This is a genomic window from Nonomuraea sp. NPDC052116 (genome assembly GCF_040680035.1).
In the GTDB taxonomy this organism is placed as follows: domain Bacteria; phylum Actinomycetota; class Actinomycetes; order Streptosporangiales; family Streptosporangiaceae; genus Nonomuraea; species Nonomuraea angiospora_A.
Genome location: NZ_JBFAWA010000017.1, coordinates 178,087 through 198,824, shown reverse-complemented (window position 1 = coordinate 198,824; position 20,738 = coordinate 178,087). Strand labels below are relative to the sequence as shown.

The 20,738-nt window shown below is 70.1% G+C and carries 12 protein-coding genes and 1 tRNA gene; 6 read left to right on the top strand and 7 right to left on the bottom strand.

Going from position 1 to position 20,738, the window contains the following annotated elements; all coding sequences use genetic code 11:
* Positions 1-76: 76 nt before the first annotated feature.
* The 3 genes from AB0L65_RS30765 (at position 77) to AB0L65_RS30755 (ending at position 2,245) form a co-directional block, all read left to right on the top strand.
* Positions 77-676, top strand: a complete 600-nt coding sequence (locus tag AB0L65_RS30765) for a Na+/H+ antiporter NhaA (protein WP_364252053.1) — start codon at positions 77-79, stop codon at positions 674-676.
* Between the two features lie 155 nt (positions 677-831).
* A complete protein-coding gene (locus tag AB0L65_RS30760; RefSeq protein WP_364252050.1) occupies positions 832-987 on the top strand; it encodes a hypothetical protein in 156 nt (51 codons plus the stop codon).
* 13 nt (positions 988-1,000) lie between these two features.
* Positions 1,001-2,245, top strand: coding sequence for a hypothetical protein (locus tag AB0L65_RS30755; RefSeq protein WP_364252047.1), 1,245 nt, complete (start codon positions 1,001-1,003; stop codon positions 2,243-2,245).
* Positions 2,246-2,345: 100 nt separating this feature from the next.
* Here AB0L65_RS30755 and AB0L65_RS30750 read toward each other — a convergent pair whose 3' ends face one another.
* Both AB0L65_RS30750 and AB0L65_RS30745 read right to left on the bottom strand, forming a co-directional pair.
* Positions 2,346-3,056 carry a hypothetical protein gene (locus AB0L65_RS30750; protein WP_364252044.1) on the bottom strand — a complete coding sequence of 237 codons (711 nt, stop codon included), beginning with the start codon at positions 3,054-3,056 and terminating at the stop codon, positions 2,346-2,348.
* Positions 3,057-3,424: 368 nt separating this feature from the next.
* On the bottom strand, positions 3,425-4,303 hold the full coding sequence (locus AB0L65_RS30745) for a potassium channel family protein (protein ID WP_364252041.1): 879 nt from the start codon (positions 4,301-4,303) through the stop codon (positions 3,425-3,427).
* A gap of 395 nt (positions 4,304-4,698) precedes the next feature.
* On the opposite strand from AB0L65_RS30745, the gene dnaE reads away from it, so the two are divergent.
* On the top strand, positions 4,699-8,253 hold the full coding sequence (dnaE, locus tag AB0L65_RS30740) for a DNA polymerase III subunit alpha (RefSeq protein WP_364252038.1): 3,555 nt from the start codon (positions 4,699-4,701) through the stop codon (positions 8,251-8,253).
* Positions 8,250-8,591 carry a DUF6300 family protein gene (locus AB0L65_RS30735; RefSeq protein ID WP_364252035.1) on the top strand — a complete coding sequence of 114 codons (342 nt, stop codon included), beginning with the start codon at positions 8,250-8,252 and terminating at the stop codon, positions 8,589-8,591. The genes dnaE and AB0L65_RS30735 overlap by 4 nt, the downstream gene beginning before the upstream one ends.
* Before the next feature lie 76 nt (positions 8,592-8,667).
* On the opposite strand, the gene AB0L65_RS30730 is transcribed toward AB0L65_RS30735, so the two are convergent.
* From AB0L65_RS30730 to AB0L65_RS30720, 3 genes are read right to left on the bottom strand one after another with little or no spacing between them, the layout of a single operon-like run.
* The gene (locus AB0L65_RS30730) at positions 8,668-11,133 is read right to left on the bottom strand and encodes an NACHT domain-containing protein (RefSeq protein ID WP_364252032.1); all 2,466 of its coding nucleotides are present in this window, start codon (positions 11,131-11,133) and stop codon (positions 8,668-8,670) included.
* Positions 11,130-11,783: a hypothetical protein gene (locus AB0L65_RS30725; protein ID WP_364252029.1), complete on the bottom strand. Its 654-nt coding sequence runs from the start codon at positions 11,781-11,783 to the stop codon at positions 11,130-11,132. The genes AB0L65_RS30730 and AB0L65_RS30725 overlap by 4 nt, the downstream gene beginning before the upstream one ends.
* Before the next feature lie 29 nt (positions 11,784-11,812).
* Positions 11,813-15,337, bottom strand: a complete 3,525-nt coding sequence (locus AB0L65_RS30720) for a WD40 repeat domain-containing protein (protein ID WP_364252026.1) — start codon at positions 15,335-15,337, stop codon at positions 11,813-11,815.
* A 183-nt stretch (positions 15,338-15,520) separates the two neighbouring features.
* Here AB0L65_RS30720 and AB0L65_RS30715 point away from each other — a divergent pair, with 183 nt between their 5' ends.
* Positions 15,521-16,816: an NB-ARC domain-containing protein gene (locus AB0L65_RS30715; protein ID WP_364252023.1), complete on the top strand. Its 1,296-nt coding sequence runs from the start codon at positions 15,521-15,523 to the stop codon at positions 16,814-16,816.
* A 370-nt stretch (positions 16,817-17,186) separates the two neighbouring features.
* On the opposite strand, the gene AB0L65_RS30710 is transcribed toward AB0L65_RS30715, so the two are convergent.
* Both AB0L65_RS30710 and AB0L65_RS30705 read right to left on the bottom strand, forming a co-directional pair.
* The gene (locus AB0L65_RS30710) at positions 17,187-20,258 is read right to left on the bottom strand and encodes a hypothetical protein (protein WP_364252020.1); all 3,072 of its coding nucleotides are present in this window, start codon (positions 20,256-20,258) and stop codon (positions 17,187-17,189) included.
* 281 nt (positions 20,259-20,539) lie between these two features.
* A tRNA-Ile gene (locus tag AB0L65_RS30705) sits at positions 20,540-20,613 on the bottom strand.
* Between the last annotated feature and the right edge of the window lie 125 nt (positions 20,614-20,738).

Sequence of the window (20,738 nt, the reverse complement as noted above, 5' to 3'; positions counted from 1 at the left end):
TACTTTATTGATAGGTGTGCCGGGAAGTCTGGTCGGCAAGTGAGCGACCCGACCGCTGCTGAAGGAGCGGAGTTCCATGCCCGGCACCAGCGCTACGCGCGTTCCCCGCCTGTTCAACCGGAGCACCTGGCCCGAAGCGCGCCGCATCGCCGACATCCTGCGCAAGGAAACCATCGGCGGGGCGCTGCTGCTCGCCGCCGCGCTCACCGCGCTGATCTGGGCCAACTCGCCGTGGGCGCAGACCTACCAGGACCTGCGCGCCATCGAGGCCGGCCCCGCAGCGCTGCACCTGAACCTCGACCTGGCCACCTGGGCCGCGGACGGGCTGCTGGCCATCTTCTTCTTCGTGGCCGGTCTGGAGCTGAAACGGGAGTTCGTCGCCGGCGATCTGCGTGACCTGCGCCTGGCCGTGGTGCCGGTGGCCGCGGCCGTCGGCGGCGTGGTGGCGCCCGCACTGGTGTATCTGGCGGTCGCCGGCGGAACGGCGGCCAGGGGGTGGGCGATCCCGACGGCCGACGCGCGGGTCAAGATCGCGGTCCTGGCCGGTTCTCTGGCCGCGGCCCTGCTGGCCACGGTGATCCTCCGGCTGCGTGCCCGCGTCTACCGGCGCATCCACCGGTCCGAGACCGCCGACTCCGACCATGACGGGATCCCCGATCTCTACCAGCGGCCCTAGCTCTTCGCCCGCGACACCCTGGCTGCCCTCCGCGGATGTGCCGCACGCACACGTCCGGTGCGGCAAAGGTGTGGCGGGCGGCACTGGAACGGCCGCGGCGCGCAAGTGACGATGGCGGGCGGTCTCGGGGTTGCCGACCGACTCAGGGAGCACTCATGCCCGACACGACCGTCATGCCCGCCCTGCCGGCCTCCACGGCCTCGCCGCCATGCCCCGGCTCCCGGATGCCGGCGCGCACCGTCGACGACATCCGCCATCCCACGATCCTGCTCGCCGCGCGCGTTGCCGCCGCGGTCGCCGAAATCCCGTAGACAGGAGGCCCAAATGCGTTGCTTATGGACGGTCGCGGTGATGCTGACCGCGCTGCTGGTACCGACCGCGGCCCATGCCGCGACCCCCTCGTACCTGACGCTGGAAGCCACGTACGCCAACGTCGCGAACGGTTGGTCCGCGGTGGAGCGGTATCTGGACACCACATCCGGGTTCACCCAAGAGAGCTACCCGCCGGACGGCCGCGGAGATCAGGACGGCCAGCGGCTGAGCTTCTTCGGCGGCGTCAAGCGGCCGTTCTCCGGCCGGTTCCTGCTGTACCACGCACCCGGTTGGAACACCAACCCCAAGACCACTCCGGTGCTGCTGGTCCACGGCGCCAACGACAATCCGGACCGGGCGTGGGCCAATCCCGGCGAGTCCGGCGGCTTCGGCTGCGGCGCCATAAGCTGCCCGAGTACCGGCCTGATGCAGCACCTGTCGAACGCCGGATACCGGGTCTTCGCCATCGGGTTCGCGCACAAGGAAGGCGACAACCTGATGCAGGCCCAGGAGGTCGGCGACGCGATCGCGATCATCAAGGCCAAGCTCGGTGTGTCCGCTGTGGATCTGGTGGGCTGGAGCAAGGGTGAGATGTCGGCGCGGATGTACGTGTCGTCGGTCAAGCCGAGCTGGGGCCGTTCGTACGTCGGCGACGTGCGCAAGCTGATCACGCTCGGCGGCCCGAACGCCGGCTACGACTATCCGTTCGCGCACGGCTGGGCGCACGACTTCTCGATCTGGCCGGAGTGCGGCGGCAGCGTCAACTCCCCCGCGCCGCACACGTACATGACCTGCTACGGCATCTACGCCAGCCATCCGGAGTTCTCGTTCGTGCCCGCCGGCGGGTTCGACTGCTATCCCGGGCAGCGGCAGATGCTGGCGCGCTTCGACGGCACCTACGGCATCGACCAGACGCAGCAGGACTGGTACACCACGTACTACGGCGGGCAGGGCTTCTACACCTCCGGGCCCGGCATCCAGGCCGCGATCAACGCGGGCTCGCTGATCTCGCGAATCCAGCAGGCGGGCGTGCCGGCGTCGGTGGCGACGTACCTGCTGGCCGGCGGGTCGCCCAGCGTCGTGGGCATCTACAACGAGAACCGTGGACCCAGCGACGGCGTGGTGTTCGTCAGCAGTGCGCTGTCCAAGGTAGGCATCGGTACGGTGGCCGGCACCGCGCTGATCGCCGGTGCCAACCATCTCCAACTCGGCTGGTACCCCGCGGTCGAGTCGCAGGTCGCGAGCTGGCTCGGCTGACAGGAACAGTACGACCACCCTGCTTCCGCTGATCGCACACCGATGCCTGGCGCTGGACGTGCCTCTGGTCGCTCGTCCGGCAGCCGGTCTCCCGTCACGTTCAGAAGAGCTTTATGTGCACGGTGCCCGGCGGCGTGGCGGAGGGCGAGCCGGCGGGCCCACCCTGACCCGGCGCCGGGGGCTGCTTGGTCACGTCGGGAGTCCCTTCGGAAGTGGAAGGCTCGGACGGCTCCGGCACGCTCTGCGTCGGCTTCGGCGTCAGGGTGGGTGCCGGCGTGGGGGTGCGGGTGGTCGGTGACGTGGAAGGAGTGGAGAACGAAGACGCGCCTGTCGGCGTCGAGGTGACTGACTCCCGATACGGCGCCGGGGCCGGGGACCCGGCGTGCCTGCTCTTCTTGGATGGTGGTTTGCGGGGTTCGGCCCGTTTCCGGGACTTGCCGGTCACCTGGTCGGCCACCGTCTGATCAACGATCATCTGGTAGGTCAGGATGCCGCCCATGCTGACGCAGAACACCAGCGCGGCCGCCACACCCAGCTTGGCCCACGGCAACGCCTTCAGAAGTGCCCCGGCCCGCGCGGACCGCCGCGCCGCGCCATCACCCGCCTCGGCTGTCCGCTCGTGCCACGCGCTCACGGCATGCTGCCTGACCTTGTCGCCGGTGCGCTTGAGATAGTGCGTGTAAACGTCGGTGGCCACCGTGCTGGCGAAGCTCATCACGGCGGCGCCGATCACCGTGCCGGCGACGCCCAGGTACGACGCCGCGACCGCCGCCGTGACCGCGGCCATCGCGCTTCCCACGATCTGTGGCACGCTGAGCGCCAGCCTCCGAGGCTTTCTGCCCGCTGCTCGGATTCGGTCCCTCTTGGTCATGCGTGTGGTGGAAGCTTTCTCGTTCGTGGACGCGCACGCGCCCTGTCGTGCCTGTGGCGTGCGGACCTTTCAGGGCCACGCGTGGCTCGGCGCACCGGTGGTGCAGACCCGCTCGCCTGAAGAGGCAGCCGGCTCGACCACTATGGCCCGGCGGACAGAGGCGGCTGATGCGACACACGGCGCCATGTCGGATCGTGACGGCACCCTTGCATTTATGCGGAATTCGCCCGCCGCACCGCCCCGGGTCCGGCACACCCGTGCTGGAGGCGTTGCCGAGCGGGTCGCCGTACCGATGGGATGAGCAGCGCTCAGGCCCCGGTGAGGGCGCGACCGTGGTCGGCCGCGTACGCGGCGAATACCTCCGCGGGTGTCCCATTCGTGTGGAGGAAACGCTGGTCAAGGATGGTGGCGAGGTCTTCCAACGCGCCGGCGAGCAGGTCGGCCGTCAGGCGCACATCTGCCCGTCGGGCTGCCTGCCCGCGCTGGGCGAGGCGAGTGGCATAGCCGATCGTGGCCGCCAGGGACGAGTGGTCCTCACCGTCATGGAAGTAGTAGGCCTCCGCGTACTGGGTGAAGTCGATACGGACACGCACCACCTCGGTGGCCAGGCTGCCCAGCAATGACGCACCCGCAGCGCAGTCGAGCTGCCGCATGGACGGGTCCGAGCGGTGCAGCAGCGCCAACCGGATCGCGAGCACCCGCCGGCGCGTCAGCGTCGGATAGATCTCCAGCACCCAGGAGACGGTGGCCGTCAGGAGGACGAAGCCGACGAGGGCTTCCAGAGGCGAGACCACGCGGAGCCAGCCCGCGACAGGCACGATGTCCCCGAGCCCGAGGGTGGCGACCATGACGAGCGACAGGTAGACGGAGTCGAGGAGTGCCGGCTCCTGCGACAGCCCGGAACCGGGTGCGAAGGCGAACGCCTCCGGCATGTGGGGCCAGTAGACGATGGCCCAGCCCAGGATGATGGTGACGGCCCACATGCCGACCACCGTCGCCATGGCGAGCGGACCGACGAGCCCCACGACACGCCTGCGCGCCCGGAGATGCCGGGTCAGTTTCCACAACGCCGCCATGACGAGCCGGCTCAGCCCTCCGTGGCGGGTGGGGTGCCAGAGCGTGTGGAACAGGTCTCGTAGGGCGGCCATGATGAGCGCGGCCCCGAGCAGCGAGACCAACCACTCCATTCGTCTCTCCCGCAGCGACTGTCCTGTGGATCGGCTGGACAATCCGTGTAGCCAAGGCCGGGGGATCTGCCGCCCGAGCCGGGCCGCGCTTGGAGCCTAGGTCGCGAGCACCGTCGGTGAACGCAGACTCGCCGTATCGGAGGTGGTCGGGCTGCGCAGGTCGCTCATATGTTCGACTCTGCCGAACGGCGGGTATGGACGGAGAGCGTCTTCTCCCGCGTGGCGGCAGACGCAGGCGTTTCCCCAGCTCACGGTCGGTGTGGTATGTCCTTCACGCAGCGTCAACAACAGCCTCGCAACAACCTTCCCGCCCTCCGGGCGCGATGCCCCATGAGCCTCGCGAGACGGAATAGGCTCATGCGAGGATCCGGGCCGATGCGAAGTTGGGGGAACGGGTGAGCAAGTCGTTCGTGCATCTGCACGTCCACACCGAGTACAGCATGCTGGACGGGGCGGCCAAGCTGAAGCCGCTGTTCAAAGAAGCCGAACGATTGGACATGCCGGCGATCGCCATGAGCGACCACGGCAACATGTTCGGCGCGTACGAGTTCCAGAAGGTCGCGTCGGGCACACCGGTCAAACCGATCATCGGGATCGAAGCGTATGTGGCCCCGCACAGCCGGTTCGTGAAGAAGCCGGTGTTCTGGGGGCAGCGGGCCGAGACCGGCGTGGCGGACGGCGAAGGTGGCAAGGACGTCTCCGGCGGTGGCCGGTTCACCCATATGACCATGTGGGCCAAGGACGCGAACGGGCTACGCAACCTGTTCCGGCTGTCGTCCCTGGCGTCGTTCGAGGGCTACTACTCCAAGCCGCGCATGGATCAGGACCTGATCTCGCAGTATGCGACCGGGATCATCGCCACGACCGGCTGCCCGTCCGGCGCGGTGCAGACCCGGATCCGGCTGGGCCAGTACGACGAAGCCGTCAAGGTCGCCGGCGAGTACCAGGAGATCTTCGGTAAGGAGAACTACTTCCTGGAGCTCATGGACCACGGCATCAGCATCGAGCGGGAGGTCCGCGAGGACCTGCTCAGGTTGGCCAAGCAGCTCAACATTCCGCTGCTGGCCACCAACGACTCCCACTACGTGACCGAGGACCAGGCCGACGCCCACGACAGCCTCCTCTGCGTCGGCGTGGGCAAGAACAAGGACGACCCGAACCGGTTCCGGTTCAACGGATCCGGCTACTACCTCAAGCCCGCCGACGAGATGTACGCCCTGTTCCCGGAGCTGCCCGAGGCATGTGACAACACGCTGCTCGTGGCCGAGATGATCGGCGACTACGGCGACGTGTTCGCCCAGGTGGACCGGATGCCCGACTATCCGGACGTGCCCGAGGGGGAGACCCAGGAGTCGTGGCTGCGCAAGGAATGCGAGCGCGGCCTGGAGATGCGGTACGGCGCCCCGATTCCGGCCGAGGTGATGGATCGGTACGAGACCGAGATGAAGGTCATCGGTCCGATGGGGTTCTCCTCGTACTTCCTCGTCGTGGCCGACATTTGCAAATATGCCCGTGACAACGGCATCCCGGTCGGGCCCGGCCGTGGATCGGCGACCGGCTCGATCGTGGCGTACGCCACCCGCATCACCGAGCTCGACCCGCTGGAGCACGGCCTGCTGTTCGAGCGGTTCCTCAACCCTGAGCGGATCAACCCGCCGGACGTCGACCTCGACTTCGACGACCGCCAGCGCGATCGCATGGTGGCCTACGTCACCCAGAAGTACGGCAGTGAGTTCACCGCGCAGGTCAACACGTTCGGCACGATCAAGGCCAAGGCCGCCGTCAAGGACTCGAGCCGGATTCTCGGCTATCCGTTCGCGATGGGTGACAAGATCACCAAGGCGATGCCGCCGGACGTCATGGGCAAGGGCGTCCCCCTCGCGGACATGTTCAACGAGAGCCACCCCCGCTACAACGAGGGCACCGAGCTGCGCGCCCTGTACGAGAACGACCCCGACGTCAAGAAGGTCATCGACACCGGCCGCGGCATCGAAGGGCTGATCCGCGGCACCGGCGTGCACGCCGCCGCGGTCATCCTGTCCTCGACCCCGCTGCTGGACCTGATCCCCATGCACATGCGGGACAAGGACGGCGTGGTCATCACAGGATTCGACTACCCGTCCTGTGAGGACATGGGCCTGGTCAAGATGGACTTCCTGGGACTGCGGAACCTGGGCATCATCGACCACGCCATCAAGATCATCAAGCAGAACCGGGGCGTCGAGCTCGACACCCTGACGATGCCGCTCGACAACGCCAAGACCTACCAGCTCCTGGCCCGCGGCGACACGCTCGGCGTGTTCCAGCTCGACGGCGGCCCCATGCGGTCGCTGCTGAAGCTGATGGAACCGACCCGGTTCGAGGACATCGCCGCCGTGCTCGCCCTGTACCGGCCGGGCCCGATGGCGGCCAACGCGCACACCAACTACGCCCACCGCAAGAACGCCCGCCAGGACATCGAGCCGATCCACCCGGAGCTCAAGGAAGCGCTCGAACCGATCCTCGGCCCCACCTTCCATCTGCTCGTCTACCAGGAGCAGATCATGGCCGTCGCCCGCGAGCTGGCCGGCTACACCCTCGGCGGCGCCGACCTGCTGCGCCGCGCCATGGGCAAGAAGAAGAAGGAGATCCTGGACGCCGAGTTCGCCAACTTCCAGGCCGGCATGCGCGGCAACGGCTACAGCGACGAGGCGATCCAGGCGCTGTGGGACGTCATGCTGCCCTTCTCCGGGTACGCGTTCAACAAGTCCCACACCGCCGGCTACGGTCTGGTCGCCTACTGGACCGCGTACCTGAAGGCCAACTACCCCGCCGAGTACATGGCCGCCCTGCTCACGTCGGTGGGCGATGACAAGGACAAGGCGGCCGTCTACCTGGCCGAGTGCCGCAAGATGGGCATCCAGGTGCTCCCGCCCGACGTCAACGACTCCCAGCTCGACTTCGTCGCGGTCGGGGACACGCAGGTCCGGTTCGGGATGGGCGCGGTCCGCAACGTCGGGGAGAACGTCGTCGAAGGGATCGTGAAGGCCCGCAAGGAGAAGGGCCGCTTCACCGACTTCAACGACTTCCTCGGCAAGGTGCCGCTCACCGCCTGCAACAAGCGCGTCATCGAATCGCTGATCAAGGCGGGCGCGTACGACTCCCTCGAACATCCGCGCAAGGGCCTGCTCATGATCCACGAGCAGGCCGTCGAGTCCGTCATCGACATCAAGAAGAACGAGGCGCACGGCCAGGACTCGCTGTTCGGCGGGATGGACGACACCGGCGACGACGCGGCGTTCACGATCGCCGTCCCCGAAGGCGAGTGGGACAAGAAGACCAAGCTCGACTTCGAGCGGGAGATGCTCGGCCTGTACGTCTCCGACCATCCGCTGGCCGGCACCGAACGCCTCCTGGCCAGGAGCCGGGACACCACGATCGCCGACCTGCTGGACAGCGGCCGCGACGACCGCGGCGACGTCCAGGTGTCCGGCCTGGTCACCAAGGTGGACCGGCGGGTCAACAAGGCAGGCAACACGTGGGCCATCCTCACGGTCGAGGACATGGACGCCGCCGTCGAATGCCTGTTCTTCCCCCGCAACTACGAGCTGTACGGGCCGGAGCTGCGGCCGGACATCGTGGTGTCGGTGAAGGGCCAGATCAACAACCGGGACGGCGCCATCTCGGTCTTCGCCCAGGAGATGACCCTCATCGACGTGTCCGGTGTCAACAGCGAGTCCGGCGCCCCGATCACGCTTCTCCTGCGGGAAGAACGCATCACTCCGACCCTGCTGGACGAACTGCGCCAGGTGCTCAAGATGCACCAGGGCCGCGTACCGCTGCACATCAACCTGCGGCGGCCGGCGGGCAAGGTCATGGTGATGTCGCTACCGGAGTGGCCGGTCAACGCCGAACCGAGCTTCGCCGCCGATATCAAGGCGCTGCTCGGTCCGGAAGCACTGTCGCTTTGAGCCGGCGGATCGAGGTCATCAGCTCCGACGACGCGCCGGAGTGCCCCCGCTGCGGCCGCGAGGGGTTGCTGTACGCACGCGTGCCGAACGGCTGGTACAACGCCGCCGGCACGCGGGTGGAGGGCTACACCGGGGTGGTGCTGTGCTCAGGCTGCGACGCGCAGGATCCGCACGCCGCCCCACTGATCTCGTGGTTCCACGTCAACGGCGAGGCGAACGACGAGGACCCCGATTTCGTGCGGTTGTTCACTGCATGGGCGACCAACGTGTTCGTCCCGATGCTGAATGAGCAGGCGCTGGAGGACGAGATCGAGCAGTGGCGGCGCAGCGAGCTTTGACGCCCGCCCAGGCGAGCCGCACGCAGCGCTGTTCGGCACGTTTCACGTTCATCCCCCCGGCCGAGCGGCCCTGAGCTCACCGGTCGCCGTCGGAGGGGGTCAGGAAGTCCTGGAGCTCCCGGTGCCGGAACTGGTACGTGGCGCCGCTGACCCGCAACAGCCGGGCCTCGCAGGCCCAGTCGAGAAAGGCCCACAACCGCAGCGGCAGCAGGCCGCGCATGGCCGCGACGACCAGCCCGATCATCGTACGGGCCCAGGCGATCGCCCCGAAGGACAGCCCGAAGGTCACGCCGCCGACGAGCGCGCACACCAGCGCCTCCACGACGCCGGTGTTCATGACGAACACGAGGAAGGCGCCGACGCCGCCGGTGAGGCCGAAGGCCAGCCCGATCGTCGGGTTGCGGTGCAGTGCCTCCCGCGGGTGGGCCAGCTCGGCATCCCTGCTCCAGCCCCCGGTAGCGATCTTGAAGACGACCCCCAGCGTGAAGGCGAGGGCGAAGGTCCCGGCGAGCCCCACGGCCAGCGGCAGCGGGCCGGCGTGGGCCAGCCGCAGCGGCACCAGCCCGATGATCGCGCCGCACACCCCGAAGCCCAGCAGCGTGATGGGCTCGGCGTGGAGCACCTCGAGGACGGTCATCCGCTCGGCGCCCCGCTGCCCTGCCGCGGTCAGCCCGATGACCGCGCCCAGCACCAGCCCTCCGGTGCCGCCCGCGGTGACGGCGAAGCCGGACCCGAAGACCTTCCCCCCGGTCAGCACGAGTCCGGCCAGGCCGCCGAGCACCCCGACGGGCGTGCCCGCCAGGGCGCCCAGCAGGCCGCCGATCACGCGCCGCCGGCGGGGGACCTCGCTGCGCCCACCGGCGGCGGCCGGCCAGGGCGACAACGACAGGCCGGTGGCGATCGCCACCCAGCCCGCCATCAGCGTCAGGGTGAGCAACTGCTCAGGGCCGGCTCCAGCGTCGTCAGCCGCCGACCCCGTCCAGTACGCCAGCATCGCGATGACCGCGAAGAGCGCGCAGACCAGGCAGTGCAGCGCCCAGACCCGCCGCCGGCCGCCGATCGGCCACAGCAGGTGCGGAACGATGTCGATCGCCGTCAGGCCAGGCGGCGGCCGGTCCACCTCGGCGCCCCGGGCGGCCTGCCAGCGCAGGTGGGCGGCCAGGTGCACGAGCCACGACCGCACCTGTTCCGCCTGGTACGGAGCCCCGTGGGCGGTACGGGGCGCCAGCACGGTCGCCGCCGGCACGTACGCCTCCAGCAGCCTCCTGACGATCCGCGCCACCCCTTCACCGGTGTCGAGCCCCGGATCCACGCGGAGCAGCCCGGCGGGATCGGCGCCGGACTCCACGGCGGTCACGGTCAGCACCAGCCGCCAGGGCGTGGCGAGAGCGGCGTGCACGGCCTTGCCCGCCGGCCCGGACAGCGCCCCGTGGATGGCCTCGCGGTGCTCGCCGCAGGGGTGCCCGTCCGGCCAGCGGGTGCGCAGGTACGCGCCGATCTGCCGGCCGGTCAGGTTGTGCAGGTGGATCCTGGCGGCGTTGTCGAGCCCGGCCCCGGCCTCGCGCAGTTCGGCGTGACGGTCGGCGCGGCAGGTCACGACGACCGCGCCCGGTCGCCGGCCGGACAGGTCGCTGTAGCGGTTGAGCTCGGCCAGCAGCCCGATCGCCCGGCGCGGCGGGCCCGACGCCGGCTCGGGGTCCAGCTCGTCCAGCCCGTCCACCACCGGCAGCACCCGGCGATCGCGTACCAGCCGTTGCGCGTCCCTGGCCGCGAGCCCGAAGTCCTGCGCCAGTTGCTCGGCCAGCCAGTCCTCGAACGGCCTGCCGAGGGTCCAGCGGGCCGCGCTCAGCCGTACCGGCACCAGTTGCCCCTGGTCGAGCCGGCCGCCGGCGGCGAGCACGGGCTCCAGCAGTTGCAGCACCAGCTCGATCGCCAGCACCGTCTTGCCGGCCCCCGACTCGCCCACGACCAGCAGGCGCCGCAGGCCCAGGTCGCCGAAGAACCGGCCGATCGTGTGCAGGTCGCACTCGGTCTCGCCGGTGTCGCCGTACAGGCTGAAGGAGAGCGCCGCGAGGTTGTAGCCGCCGAGCAGCCCCTTGCGCGCCCGGTCCTCCTCGCGGACCACGCGGCGGGTCAGCAGCTCGACGGCGGGATCGGGCGTGGAGACGGCCGGCGTCGCCGGCGGCTCGGGGACGGGGGCGGACGGTTTCGCCAGGGCCGTCCTGGCCGCCCGCCAGCGTTCGAGCTCGCCGGGGATCAGCTCGGCCGGGTAGTCGCAGTAGTGGAAGCAGGCGGTGACGAAGGCCCGGACGAAATCCCACCGCGGCAGCCGGTCCTCCTGCCGCAGGACGTGCGAGACCGTGCTCTTCGGCAACGCGTCGACCGTGGCGCCGTCCGTGGCCGTCGTCTGGCCGCCGAGCGAACGCAGCTTGCTCAGGGACGGCTCGCCCGCCCACTGCTTGAGCCGGGCCAGCGACCGTACGAAGTCGGCCGTGCTGCCCGCCTCGGCGGGATCGGGCGGACGGGGACGCTCCTCGATCATTCCCCTCCCGCCCGCACCAGCGCCCAGCCGAACTCGTCCCTGCCGCGCCGCGGCCACCGGCCCTCCAGGCACCGGCCCTCCAGCGTCTGCACATGGCGCGACTCCATCAGGAAGTTGCGGGCCTCGTCGGCCTCCACCAGGTCACGGCCGACCGCGATGGGCACGAACCCGTGCCGGGGGATGTACACCCAGCGGCCGCGGTCCCAGTCGTAGGGGTCGAACCAGCGGTGGCGAACCGTGCCGGACACGCGTACCTCCGGTCCGTCCCTGGTCAGCACGAACGACCCCTGCGAGCGCAGCAGGCTCATCCTGCTGACGTAGAACAGCTCCGTACCGATGAAGGCGTTGATCCGCACGTCCCAGTAGTCGTGCAACCAGCTCGACTCCCCCTCCCGCAGCTGCCGCGCCGTGCGGGCGAGCTGCCGTTCGAACCGGCGCTGGTTCTTGCGCTCGGCCTTCTTGATCACCTTGAACGAGCGCAACCACCGCAGTGACATCGTCCTCGACGCGCCCGCGCCGTCCATGAAGTGCTCCAGGAAGTCGGACGCGATCGGGTGGAAGTCGCGGCCGCCCTCGACGATCGAACGGAACAACGCGACCAGTTCCGGGACGGGCCTGCCTGTCCGCCGCCGTAAGCCTCGCAGGAACATCCTTGTTCTCTCCGTGGTCGGGTCCAGGGTCACGTGCACGTCTGGCGGTACTCCTCCTGGGGCACGAGATTCTCCCACTCCTCTCGGGTGAGGGAGCGGCCCGCGTTGGCACACGCCGCGGCCACCAGGTCGGGGGGTGTGCGGACGTTCCACAGCCGCGCGGTCCTGTCTCCCGAGGCCGTGGCGACCGTCGTCCCGTCGTTGCTGTAGACGAGGTCGGTCACGCCCTTGGTGTGGCCTTTCATCGCGGGGCCGAGCCGCCGGTAGGTCAGCAGGTCCCAGAGTTGCACCTCACCGTTGGTGAGGCCGGTGGCGAGGACATTCCCGTCGGGGCTGAAGGCGAGCGAGGTTGTCATGCCCTCCTCGGCGATCAGGCCGATGCCGACCGCACGGCGGTGCGGCACGTCCCACAGGCGCACGCTGTTGTCGTAGGCCGTGACGGCCAGCCGCTGCCCGTCGGGGCTGAAGGCCAGGTCGTTGACGAATCCGCCGTGAGCCGTGAACGTCGGGCCGGGCAGCTCCCGGCCGGTGGCGACGTCGAAGAACCGGATCCGGTTGTCGAAGCCCGCGGTCGCCACGATCGTGGCGTCGGGGCTGATCGTCATCGCCGTGATGACGTCGGTGCCGTCGCGTATGGTGATGCGCGCTCCGGTCTCCCTGCGACTCGCGATGTCCCAGAACACGATGGACTTGTCCCGCTGTGCGGCGACGAACCTGCCGTCGGAGCTGATCCTGGCCCACGCGAGCGACTTCTCGTGCGCGACCTCGCGGCGGCTCGCGACGTCCCAGAGCCGTATCCCGTCCGAGCCCTCCGACAGGAGTGTCCGCCCGTCGGGAGTGAACTGCACCCGGTACGCCGCCACACGGCGGGCGCCCTCGGGATGCAGCGGCGGGCCGAGAGGACGCTGGGTGGCCGCGTCCCACAGCTGGAGGTCGGGGCTCTTCTCGTCGGGGACGCCGGTGGCCAGAATCCGCCCGTCCGGGCTCAGCGCGACGGCCCCCAGCGCCGGCACGCGGGTCCCCTTCTGCTGGAGGACCTGCGGGTCGGCCAGCCGGACCACGCCGTCATTGCTGGCGGCGGCCAGCACGCTCCCGTCCGGGCTGAACGCAATGTCGTCGACACTGGCGTAGTTGTCCCAGAGCGCGAACAGCTGCTGCCGGCTGGCCGTGTCCCACACCACGGTGCGGCCGCTGTCCCCGCCGGTCGCGATCCGCGTGCCGTCCGGGCTGAAGGCGACCGAGTAGTAACCGGCCGTGCGGTCCTTGAGCATCCCCTTCGGCTTGCGCGTGGCCACGTCCCACACCCGGCCGGTCCGGTCCCAGCTCACGGTTGCCAGGGTCGACCCGTCCGGGCTGAGCGCCACGTCCCCGACGGCCTGGGTGTGCCCCGTGAAGGGGGCGCCGAGCTGGCGGGACGTGGCGGTGTCCCAGAGCCGCGCGGTCTTGTCCTCCCCGGCGGTGACCAGGATCTTCCCGTCCCTGCTGTACGTCACCCCGTGGATGGCGTGCCCCTCGTCCGGACGGCCCATGGGAGCCCCGTGCGGGAGGCGCGTGGCCACGTCCCACTGCTGGACCACGCCTCTGCGGTCGCCGGTCGCCAGCGTTCTCCCATCCGGGTTGAACGCGAGCGCCGCCACGACCCCCTCGGCCTTCACCTCGGCGCCCAGCTCGCGACGGGTGACCACGTCGTAGAACCGGACGCTGTCGAGGCACGCCGTGGCCAGCGTCCGGCCGTCGGGACTGACAGCCAGCCGCACGCTCGAACAGTCGTACTTCGCCCGGGTGATCGCGGCGCCGAGCTGCCGCCGCGTCGCCGTGTCCCACAACCGCGCCGTCCCGTCGTCGCCCCCCGTCGCGATGGTCGCGCCGTCGGGACTGAACGCCACCGCGGTGACGCCCCGCTGGTGCCCGGTGAGCGTCCCCCTGCCGGTACGGGTCGCCGCGGTCAGCACCCGGTTCCTGGCCTCGTTGGTGTGCGCGATCCGCCACGCCGCCACGGCGAGCATCGAGGCCAGAGCGGTGTCGCCGGTGACCTCGCTCTGCGCCGCCAACTGGCGGGAGCTGGCCAGACCGCGTTGCCAGTTCGCGTCGGCAGCCGCGTTGACGGCGGTGCCGGCCGCGGCGAGGGCGAGGACCGACAGCGCTGCCAGACCCGACATGACGAGCCGGCGGCGCCGGGTCACCCGCCGCGCCTCCCGCGTGGAGGCCGTGACGAAGCTCTCCACGGTGGCGCCGGGCGGGGGGAAGCTGTCGGGGTCGCGCTCCCAGCGGGGCCGGCTGTCCTGGACCGCCAGCAGCCGGGGCCCCCGGTAGAGAAAAGCCGGGTCGCGGTGGTTCTCCGCCCACTGGGCGGCGGCCTCCAGGAGCCCGTCGTACACCGTCTGCGCGGCGAGGTCCGGTTCGAGCCACTGCCGCAGGGTGGGCCAGGCCGTCAGGAGCGCGTCGTGGGCGATCTCGACGCTGTCCTCGTGCAGGGTGAGCAGGCGCCGGTCGGCGAACGCGGACAGCAGCGCCGCCGTCCGCTCCAGGTCCTCCGCCGAACGCGCCGACGCGGCGGCGTGCAGCTCGGCCAGCGTCGCCCGGCGCCGCGCCACCCGGCCGCCCGCGGTGATCGTCGTCATCCGCCGGAAGAACCTGAGCGCAGCCTTGCGATCGTCCGGCCGCAGCCCGTCGAGGGCCTCGTCGGCCGTACGTCGTACGGAGTCGCGTACCCGGCCGGAGTCCTCGTATCCCCGGACTGTCAGGGTGTCCTTCTCGCGCCGCTCCCAGGTGTTGCGCAGGGCCTGGGAGAGCAGGGGCAGGGCGCCGGCCTCGTACCGGTCGCCGGCGCGCAGCTCCGCCAGGATGATCTCCACCAGCCCCTGTTCGAGCTCCAGGCCCGCCGCGGCCGCCGGGCCGGTGATGGCCAGCCGCAGGTCCGGCTCCGTCATCGGCTCGACGATGACCTGACCGTCCTGGATCGCCTCGGCGAACTGCGGGTAGGCGGCGCACCGGTCCCAGTAGTCGGCGCGTACCCCGACGATCACCCCGCCGCCGTCCGCGCTCTCGGCCAGGGCGTGCAGGGCCCGTACGAACGCCTGTCGCTCCCGCTCGTCGCCCACCAGGGTGAACAGCTCCTCGAACTGGTCGACCACCAGCACGAACCGCCCGGCTCCCGCGACGACCTCCCCCGGATCCTCCCGTAATCGCTCCGCCACGGTCTCGACCAGCCCGCCGAACTCCCCCACCCACACCCCGGCGAGCGCGCCGAACGGCTTCGCGCTCGGCGTCACCAACAGGCGCGGCCAGTCCTGCGACCCGGCCAGCGGCAGCATCCCCTCCGCCAGCGCCGGCATCAGCCCCGCCCGCAGCAGCGACGACTTGCCCACCCCCGAGGCGCCCGAGACCAGCAGGATGGATCCGTGCCGCGCCAGCCGCCTCCCCAGGCGATCCAGGAGGCTGCGGGTCGCCCGCGTACGCCCGAAGAACAGCTCGGCCTTCGCGCCCTCGAACGGCACCAGACCTTGGTAAGGGCACACATCGTGGGATCGGCCGCCCCCGCCTCGCTCGCCCATGGCGCTAATTCTCGCCAATCGCCCGCACGCCCTCAATCACGTTTGCGCGGATAGCCGGATTCATCCGCTCCGTCCGATTCCGTCCAATGCCGTCCGACCAGTGGCCTGAACAGCCGGGACGCGGTTTCGATGGTCGTGGCTGTTCGCGGGGGCGGGACCGATGAAGAAGACGGGGGTGCCGGGATGTCATTGGGGGCGCTGCTGCGCATGTGGCGCCGGCGGGCGCTGCTGACGCAGGAGCAACTCGCCGAACGGGCGGGCCTGAATGTCAGGACGGTGCGTCGGCTGGAGAACGACGGGCTGTTGCAGCCGCGGACCACCTCGGTTCTGCAGCTGGCAAAGGCGCTGGAGCTGGACGGTGCGGAACGGGCGACCCTGAACGCGGTCGCCCGTGGCCACCCCACCGACCGCCCCACCACGGCCCCGGCTGACCCGAGGCCGTGGACCATCCCCCGGCAGCTGCCCGCCGACGTCGCCGCGCCGGGCGTCCGGGAACGCGAACTCGCGATCGTGGAGGACCACATCACCACCATGCCCGAGCCGGACGAGGGCGTCGTCTTCGTCAACGGCATGGCCGGGACGGGCAAGACGGTGCTGGCCGTACACGCCGCCCACCGCCTCGCCCCTCGCTTCCCCGACGGGCAGCTCTTCGTGGACCTGCACGGCCACGCCCAGGCGACGGCACCGGTTGAACCGGGCGCCGCCCTCGCCCGCATACTCCGCACCATGGGTGTCCCGGCGGAACACATCCCTTGGCACCTGGATGACTGCGCCGCGCTGTACCGCAGCGTCCTGACCGGCCGCAGGCTCCTGATCGTCCTGGACGACGCCGCCGACGAGCGCCAGCTACTCCCGCTCCTGCCCGCCACCCCCGGCTGCCAGGTGATCGTCACCAGCCGCCACCGCCTGACCTGCCCGGGCAACGCCCGCATCCTGTCCCTGGACACCCTGCCTCTGGCAGAGGCGATCACGCTGTTCACCCGCACAGCCGGATGCGACGGGGACACGCCTCGGGACGTCCTGGCCGAGATCGTACGCCGCTGCGGCCTCCTCCCCCTGGCCATCCGCATCGCCGCCGCCTGCCTCCAGGCCCGCCCCGCCTGGAACGCCCACCACCTGCTCGACCGCCTGGCCGCCGACGGCCTCACCGAACTGACAGCCGGCCACCAAAGCGTCACCGCCGCCTTCGACCGCTCCTACGAACGCCTGCCCGCCGACCAGCAAGAGGCCTACCGGCTCCTGGGCTCGGCCCTCCACCCGGCCTTCGACCTCGACACCGCCGCTGCCCTGCTGAACACGACCACCACCCAGGCGATCCGGCTCCTGGACCACCTCCTGAACGCCCACCTCCTGCAGGAGCCGGCCCCGGGCCTGTACCGGCTCCACGACCTGATCCACGCGCACGCCTCCGCGCTGTGGCCGCCGGACGGGGTAAGTGCGCCCCTCCGGGTCCGCTGCCACACCGCCTTACTGACGTAGCCGGCAGCACCCGGCCAGTACGCGGGCCGCGCCGAGCCGGAAGCGGGGAACGAGCGCGGCGAGCCCAAGATCGCCCCCGCATGCCCGACTCGCTCGAACAACTCGACCTGCTGCTGCTCACCGTCGCCAAGCCCCGCGTCATCCACACTGATCCGAACCCCGAACATGCGCTAGCTCGGGCGGCCGTGCCGCCTGCTGAGCGGACCCGACGACCGCGGACGTCCTTCGGCGGCCAAGGCCGAGGGCGAATCCGGTGGGTCCCCAGCGTCGCACGACCTCGTAGGTGGTCAGGCTCAGCGCGAACGACACGGTCATGATCCGCCTCGGTCGCTGGCCGCTCCGCCTGCAAGCGACCGCCGGTCGGCGTGCGCTACGTACCGAAGGCCTCGCGGGTCCAGTGGTCCACGGCCGGGTGCGACCGCAGCTCGGGGCTGATGAGATCGTGCAGCCGAGCCCGCCGCACGGCGGGGAGACGATCTCGGTCGGCGGCAAGCTGCCGCAGCACGGCCGCCAGATACTCACTCAGGAGATCGGTTTCGCCAGAACGTCTTGCGTTGATGGCGAACAGGCACGTCTCATAGGCCTCCAGCAGCTGCTCGGACGTGACCGCCTGGCCCGACACCAGCCAGAGTCTCATCATGGCGTGGATGGGAGACATGGCGTGCCCGCCATCCACGGCTCCGAACTGAGTGACTCCCTCCCAAGGCGGGACTTTGCTCTCGCCCGTGGTAGGCGCTGTCTGGAAGGGCTCGATGGCGTGCCAGACGACGTCCTGCCCGGAATCGCAGACGAAGTAGCTCTCCCGGCGCAGGTCCCTTGTGTTCATGATCCGCAAGCCGGGCCATCCGCGCGCCGGATGGCCCGGCTCCATGTGGTGCGTCCAGTAGATGTCCAGCGCCGGCGGGTCCCAGGCGCCGAGACCGACGACGACGTCCCGGTCGTCCTCATGCCAGATCCGCTCCACTCGCACCCGTGTGACCAGCTCCCGCCACTGCTCTCCCGTGAACTGCGAACGCCACAACATCGCGCACCTGCGCCATGCCGTCACCGGATGGCGTTCGGCGGGGAAGAGCTCGCCCCCGGTGACGCTCGGCGTGGCCAGCGTCACCAGAAGGAGCAGGTTCGCGGAGTATGCGGCGTATCGGGCGGGGCCGGACAGGGGCGCGGGCTCGTAGCCGCCGCTTGCCTGCTCCCTGCCGGGTTCGAGGCAGGCGGTGAAGAACCTGAGCAGCAGGCGGCGCAGCCCATCGTCGTGGTGGGTGAGCGCCGCGAGGAAGTCCATGACCTGGCCGCGGCTGGTCAGCGGGGCGAAGGACAAGAGCGAGCGCAGGAACGCGTCGTCCGCGGACGCCCGGCCGCGTGCCGCAGTCACCTCGTTGACCGCGGACAGAGCAGCCAATTCTCTGGCGATCAGGCGGGCCACCAGGAACTCGCCGAACGTGGCGTGCAGGAACTCGCTGGTGGTCAGTGTCGAGCCGGCGCGGATGGCCTGAGCCTGGTGGACGAAGAAGAACCGGCCGACGACCGTCTGGCCCTGCGTCGAAGGGACCGCGAAACTTGTGGCCGGAGCCGCAGGAGGGATGCCGAGCAGGGCGGTGAGGTCACGGGACAGCTCTTCCTCGGTCGCCCACTGACGGCCCCGGTTGAACATCGCGAACGCTGCCACCGACAGGCGTAGCAGTTCCTGCTCCACGGCAGAGCGCAGCGCGTCCCCTCGCAGGCCTGGCGCGGACTTGCCGATCTCGCGTTCGGCGAACCGCACCAGGATGCGCTCGTACAGCTCCGCCGAACCCAGCTCAGAGCCCTCCATCCGCAGCACGTCGTCACCCGCGTCGTAGAGCGCGAGCATGAGCAGGAGCAACGGCTGCGAAGCCAGATCCGGCTGGCGCAGCACCGCTGCCGTCGGCAACGGCGACAAGCCGCGGCGGTCGTAAAAGGCGGCATTGGCGGCGTTCCATACCTCCAGCCAGCAGCTCACCTGCTGCTCGTCGAAGGGTTCCAGGCGTACGGCCACAGCTCCGCCGGGCGGGATCCGCGCCCGGTCGGCCACCGCCGTGCGGCTCGTGACGATGACCGCGACCGGTCTGCCCTGGTCGGCCTCCCGTTCCTGGAAGCGTACGACCTGCTCCAGATAGTCGCTCTGGCCGATGTTCGTCGCCTGGAGCAACTCGTCGAATCCGTCGAAGATGATGACGGGGAGCGCGTCGCCGGCCGCGCGCACCAGGGAGGGCCACGACAACTGCTCGCCCGTCGCGTCGCGGATCGCGTGCTCGATCTGACTCTGCAGGTCGGTGTCGGCCGGCGCCTCCCGCAGCACGACGCGCACGGCCATGAAATCCGTGGCCGGTAACCGTGCGGAAAGGATCTTGGTGAGCAGAGACTTGCCCGAACCCGGCTGCCCCAGCACGATCAGCGGCCCCTCCACCGCGTGCAGGGACGTCAGGTGGCCGATGAGGTAATCCTGCAGGTCGTCCCTGACCTCGTGGTCATGCCACCAGGGCTCCTCATCGAGCCGGTCGGCGCGGATCACCGGAGCCACCCGGTAGCGCGGGTTGACGTAGCCGGCCTCCAATGACGGGATGACGAGCCCTTCCGGTACGTCGCCGGTGGCCACGATCGGCCGCTCCAACTGCCTGCGGTAGCGGCGGGTCAGCGCCTGCCTGCGCTCGTCGGGCGCCCGGCCCGTGGCGATGCCCTCGAGCATGCGGCCCAGGTCCGCCAGCCCCATACCGAGCTCGCGCACCTCGCTCCTGGTCGCCTCGTGGTCAAGCCGCGCGGCCCAGTAGGCCACCTCGGGGAATTCCGTGGCCAGGCGAGTGAACAGCTCGTTGTACCGGCGCAGCGCCGCGTGCGGCACCTCCTCGCGCAGCACTTGGGCGAAGCGCTTGCGGGCGGCCTCCGGCGCGGCCGCCCACATTGGCTGCTCGGCAAGGTAGGCGATCAGGTCATCGCCGAGCGAGCGGTAGTACAGATCCAGCGAACGGGCCATCGTGTCCTGGCGATCGCGTGGGGAGTGGCTGGGGATGTCGGTATCCAGCAAGATCCCTGCCAGCGTGCCGAGACGGCCGCCTTTCCACGCATTGCCTGTGGCAACGGTCATTTCGACCGGCCTGCTCAGACGCAGCTGGGCGGAGTCGAAGGGCAGTTCGGTCTGCCGTACCGCGTCGAAGTAGGCGGTCAGGACGAGCACCCTCTGCGCGGCGGCCAGCCGGTCGGTCCTTTCGTACCTGCGCAAGCCGCGCAATCTGTCGGCCAGGCCGGTGACCAGGTCGGTGCTCAGCCTGGCCAGTTCGCCCTTTGCGTCGAACAAGCTGACCGCGAGCTCGCTTCCGCCCGCCGTTGCGGTGAGCAGGAGCCCGCCGGTGGCCTTGTTCAGCGCCTCCAGCACCGGGCTCTCGCCCCCGACCAGCTTGGCCGCGTCGGCGTAGGAGAGTTTCGCCATGGGCCCATTCTGTGCGGGTACACCGCCGCCTGGGCACGATCAGCTCTACACGATCACCTCAAGGCGTACTCGACTACGTGCGTGAAGCCGTACGCGACACACGGGCTGGTCAAGTCCGGGTGCATAGTACGGGGCAAGCTGCATCTCGACGTCCAACTCGATCTCGGCCGGCACCGTTCGAAGGTCTGCCTGCTGTCGATGTGGACTGACACCTGACGATCTTGGTGGCAAACGACCAAAAGGCCAGATCCGCAATCTCGGGATCTGGCCTTTGAGCTGGGTGGGGCTACCAGGACTTGAACCTGGGACCTCTTCCTTATCAGGGAAGCGCTCTAACCGTCTGAGCTATAGCCCCGCGCACACCGAACGTTATCGCATCCGCAGGACGGAGGCGAACTGGTTGTTCGGATGAGGAAAAGCTTACCGCCTCCGGCGTGCTGCTCGCGCCGTCCCCGCCCACGGGTCCGGCGCGAGCGCCAC

Coding starts and splice junctions, on each gene's coding strand:
- AB0L65_RS30765 (WP_364252053.1), top strand. CDS start 77: ATGCCCGGCACCAGCGCTACGCGCGTTCCCCGCCTGTTCAACCGGAGC.
- AB0L65_RS30760 (WP_364252050.1), top strand. CDS start 832: ATGCCCGACACGACCGTCATGCCCGCCCTGCCGGCCTCCACGGCCTCG.
- AB0L65_RS30755 (WP_364252047.1), top strand. CDS start 1,001: ATGCGTTGCTTATGGACGGTCGCGGTGATGCTGACCGCGCTGCTGGTA.
- AB0L65_RS30745 (WP_364252041.1), bottom strand. CDS start 4,303: ATGGAGTGGTTGGTCTCGCTGCTCGGGGCCGCGCTCATCATGGCCGCC.
- AB0L65_RS30730 (WP_364252032.1), bottom strand. CDS start 11,133: ATGATCGAGGAGCGTCCCCGTCCGCCCGATCCCGCCGAGGCGGGCAGC.
- AB0L65_RS30725 (WP_364252029.1), bottom strand. CDS start 11,783: ATGTTCCTGCGAGGCTTACGGCGGCGGACAGGCAGGCCCGTCCCGGAA.
- AB0L65_RS30720 (WP_364252026.1), bottom strand. CDS start 15,337: ATGGGCGAGCGAGGCGGGGGCGGCCGATCCCACGATGTGTGCCCTTAC.
- AB0L65_RS30715 (WP_364252023.1), top strand. CDS start 15,521: ATGTCATTGGGGGCGCTGCTGCGCATGTGGCGCCGGCGGGCGCTGCTG.
- AB0L65_RS30710 (WP_364252020.1), bottom strand. CDS start 20,258: ATGGCGAAACTCTCCTACGCCGACGCGGCCAAGCTGGTCGGGGGCGAG.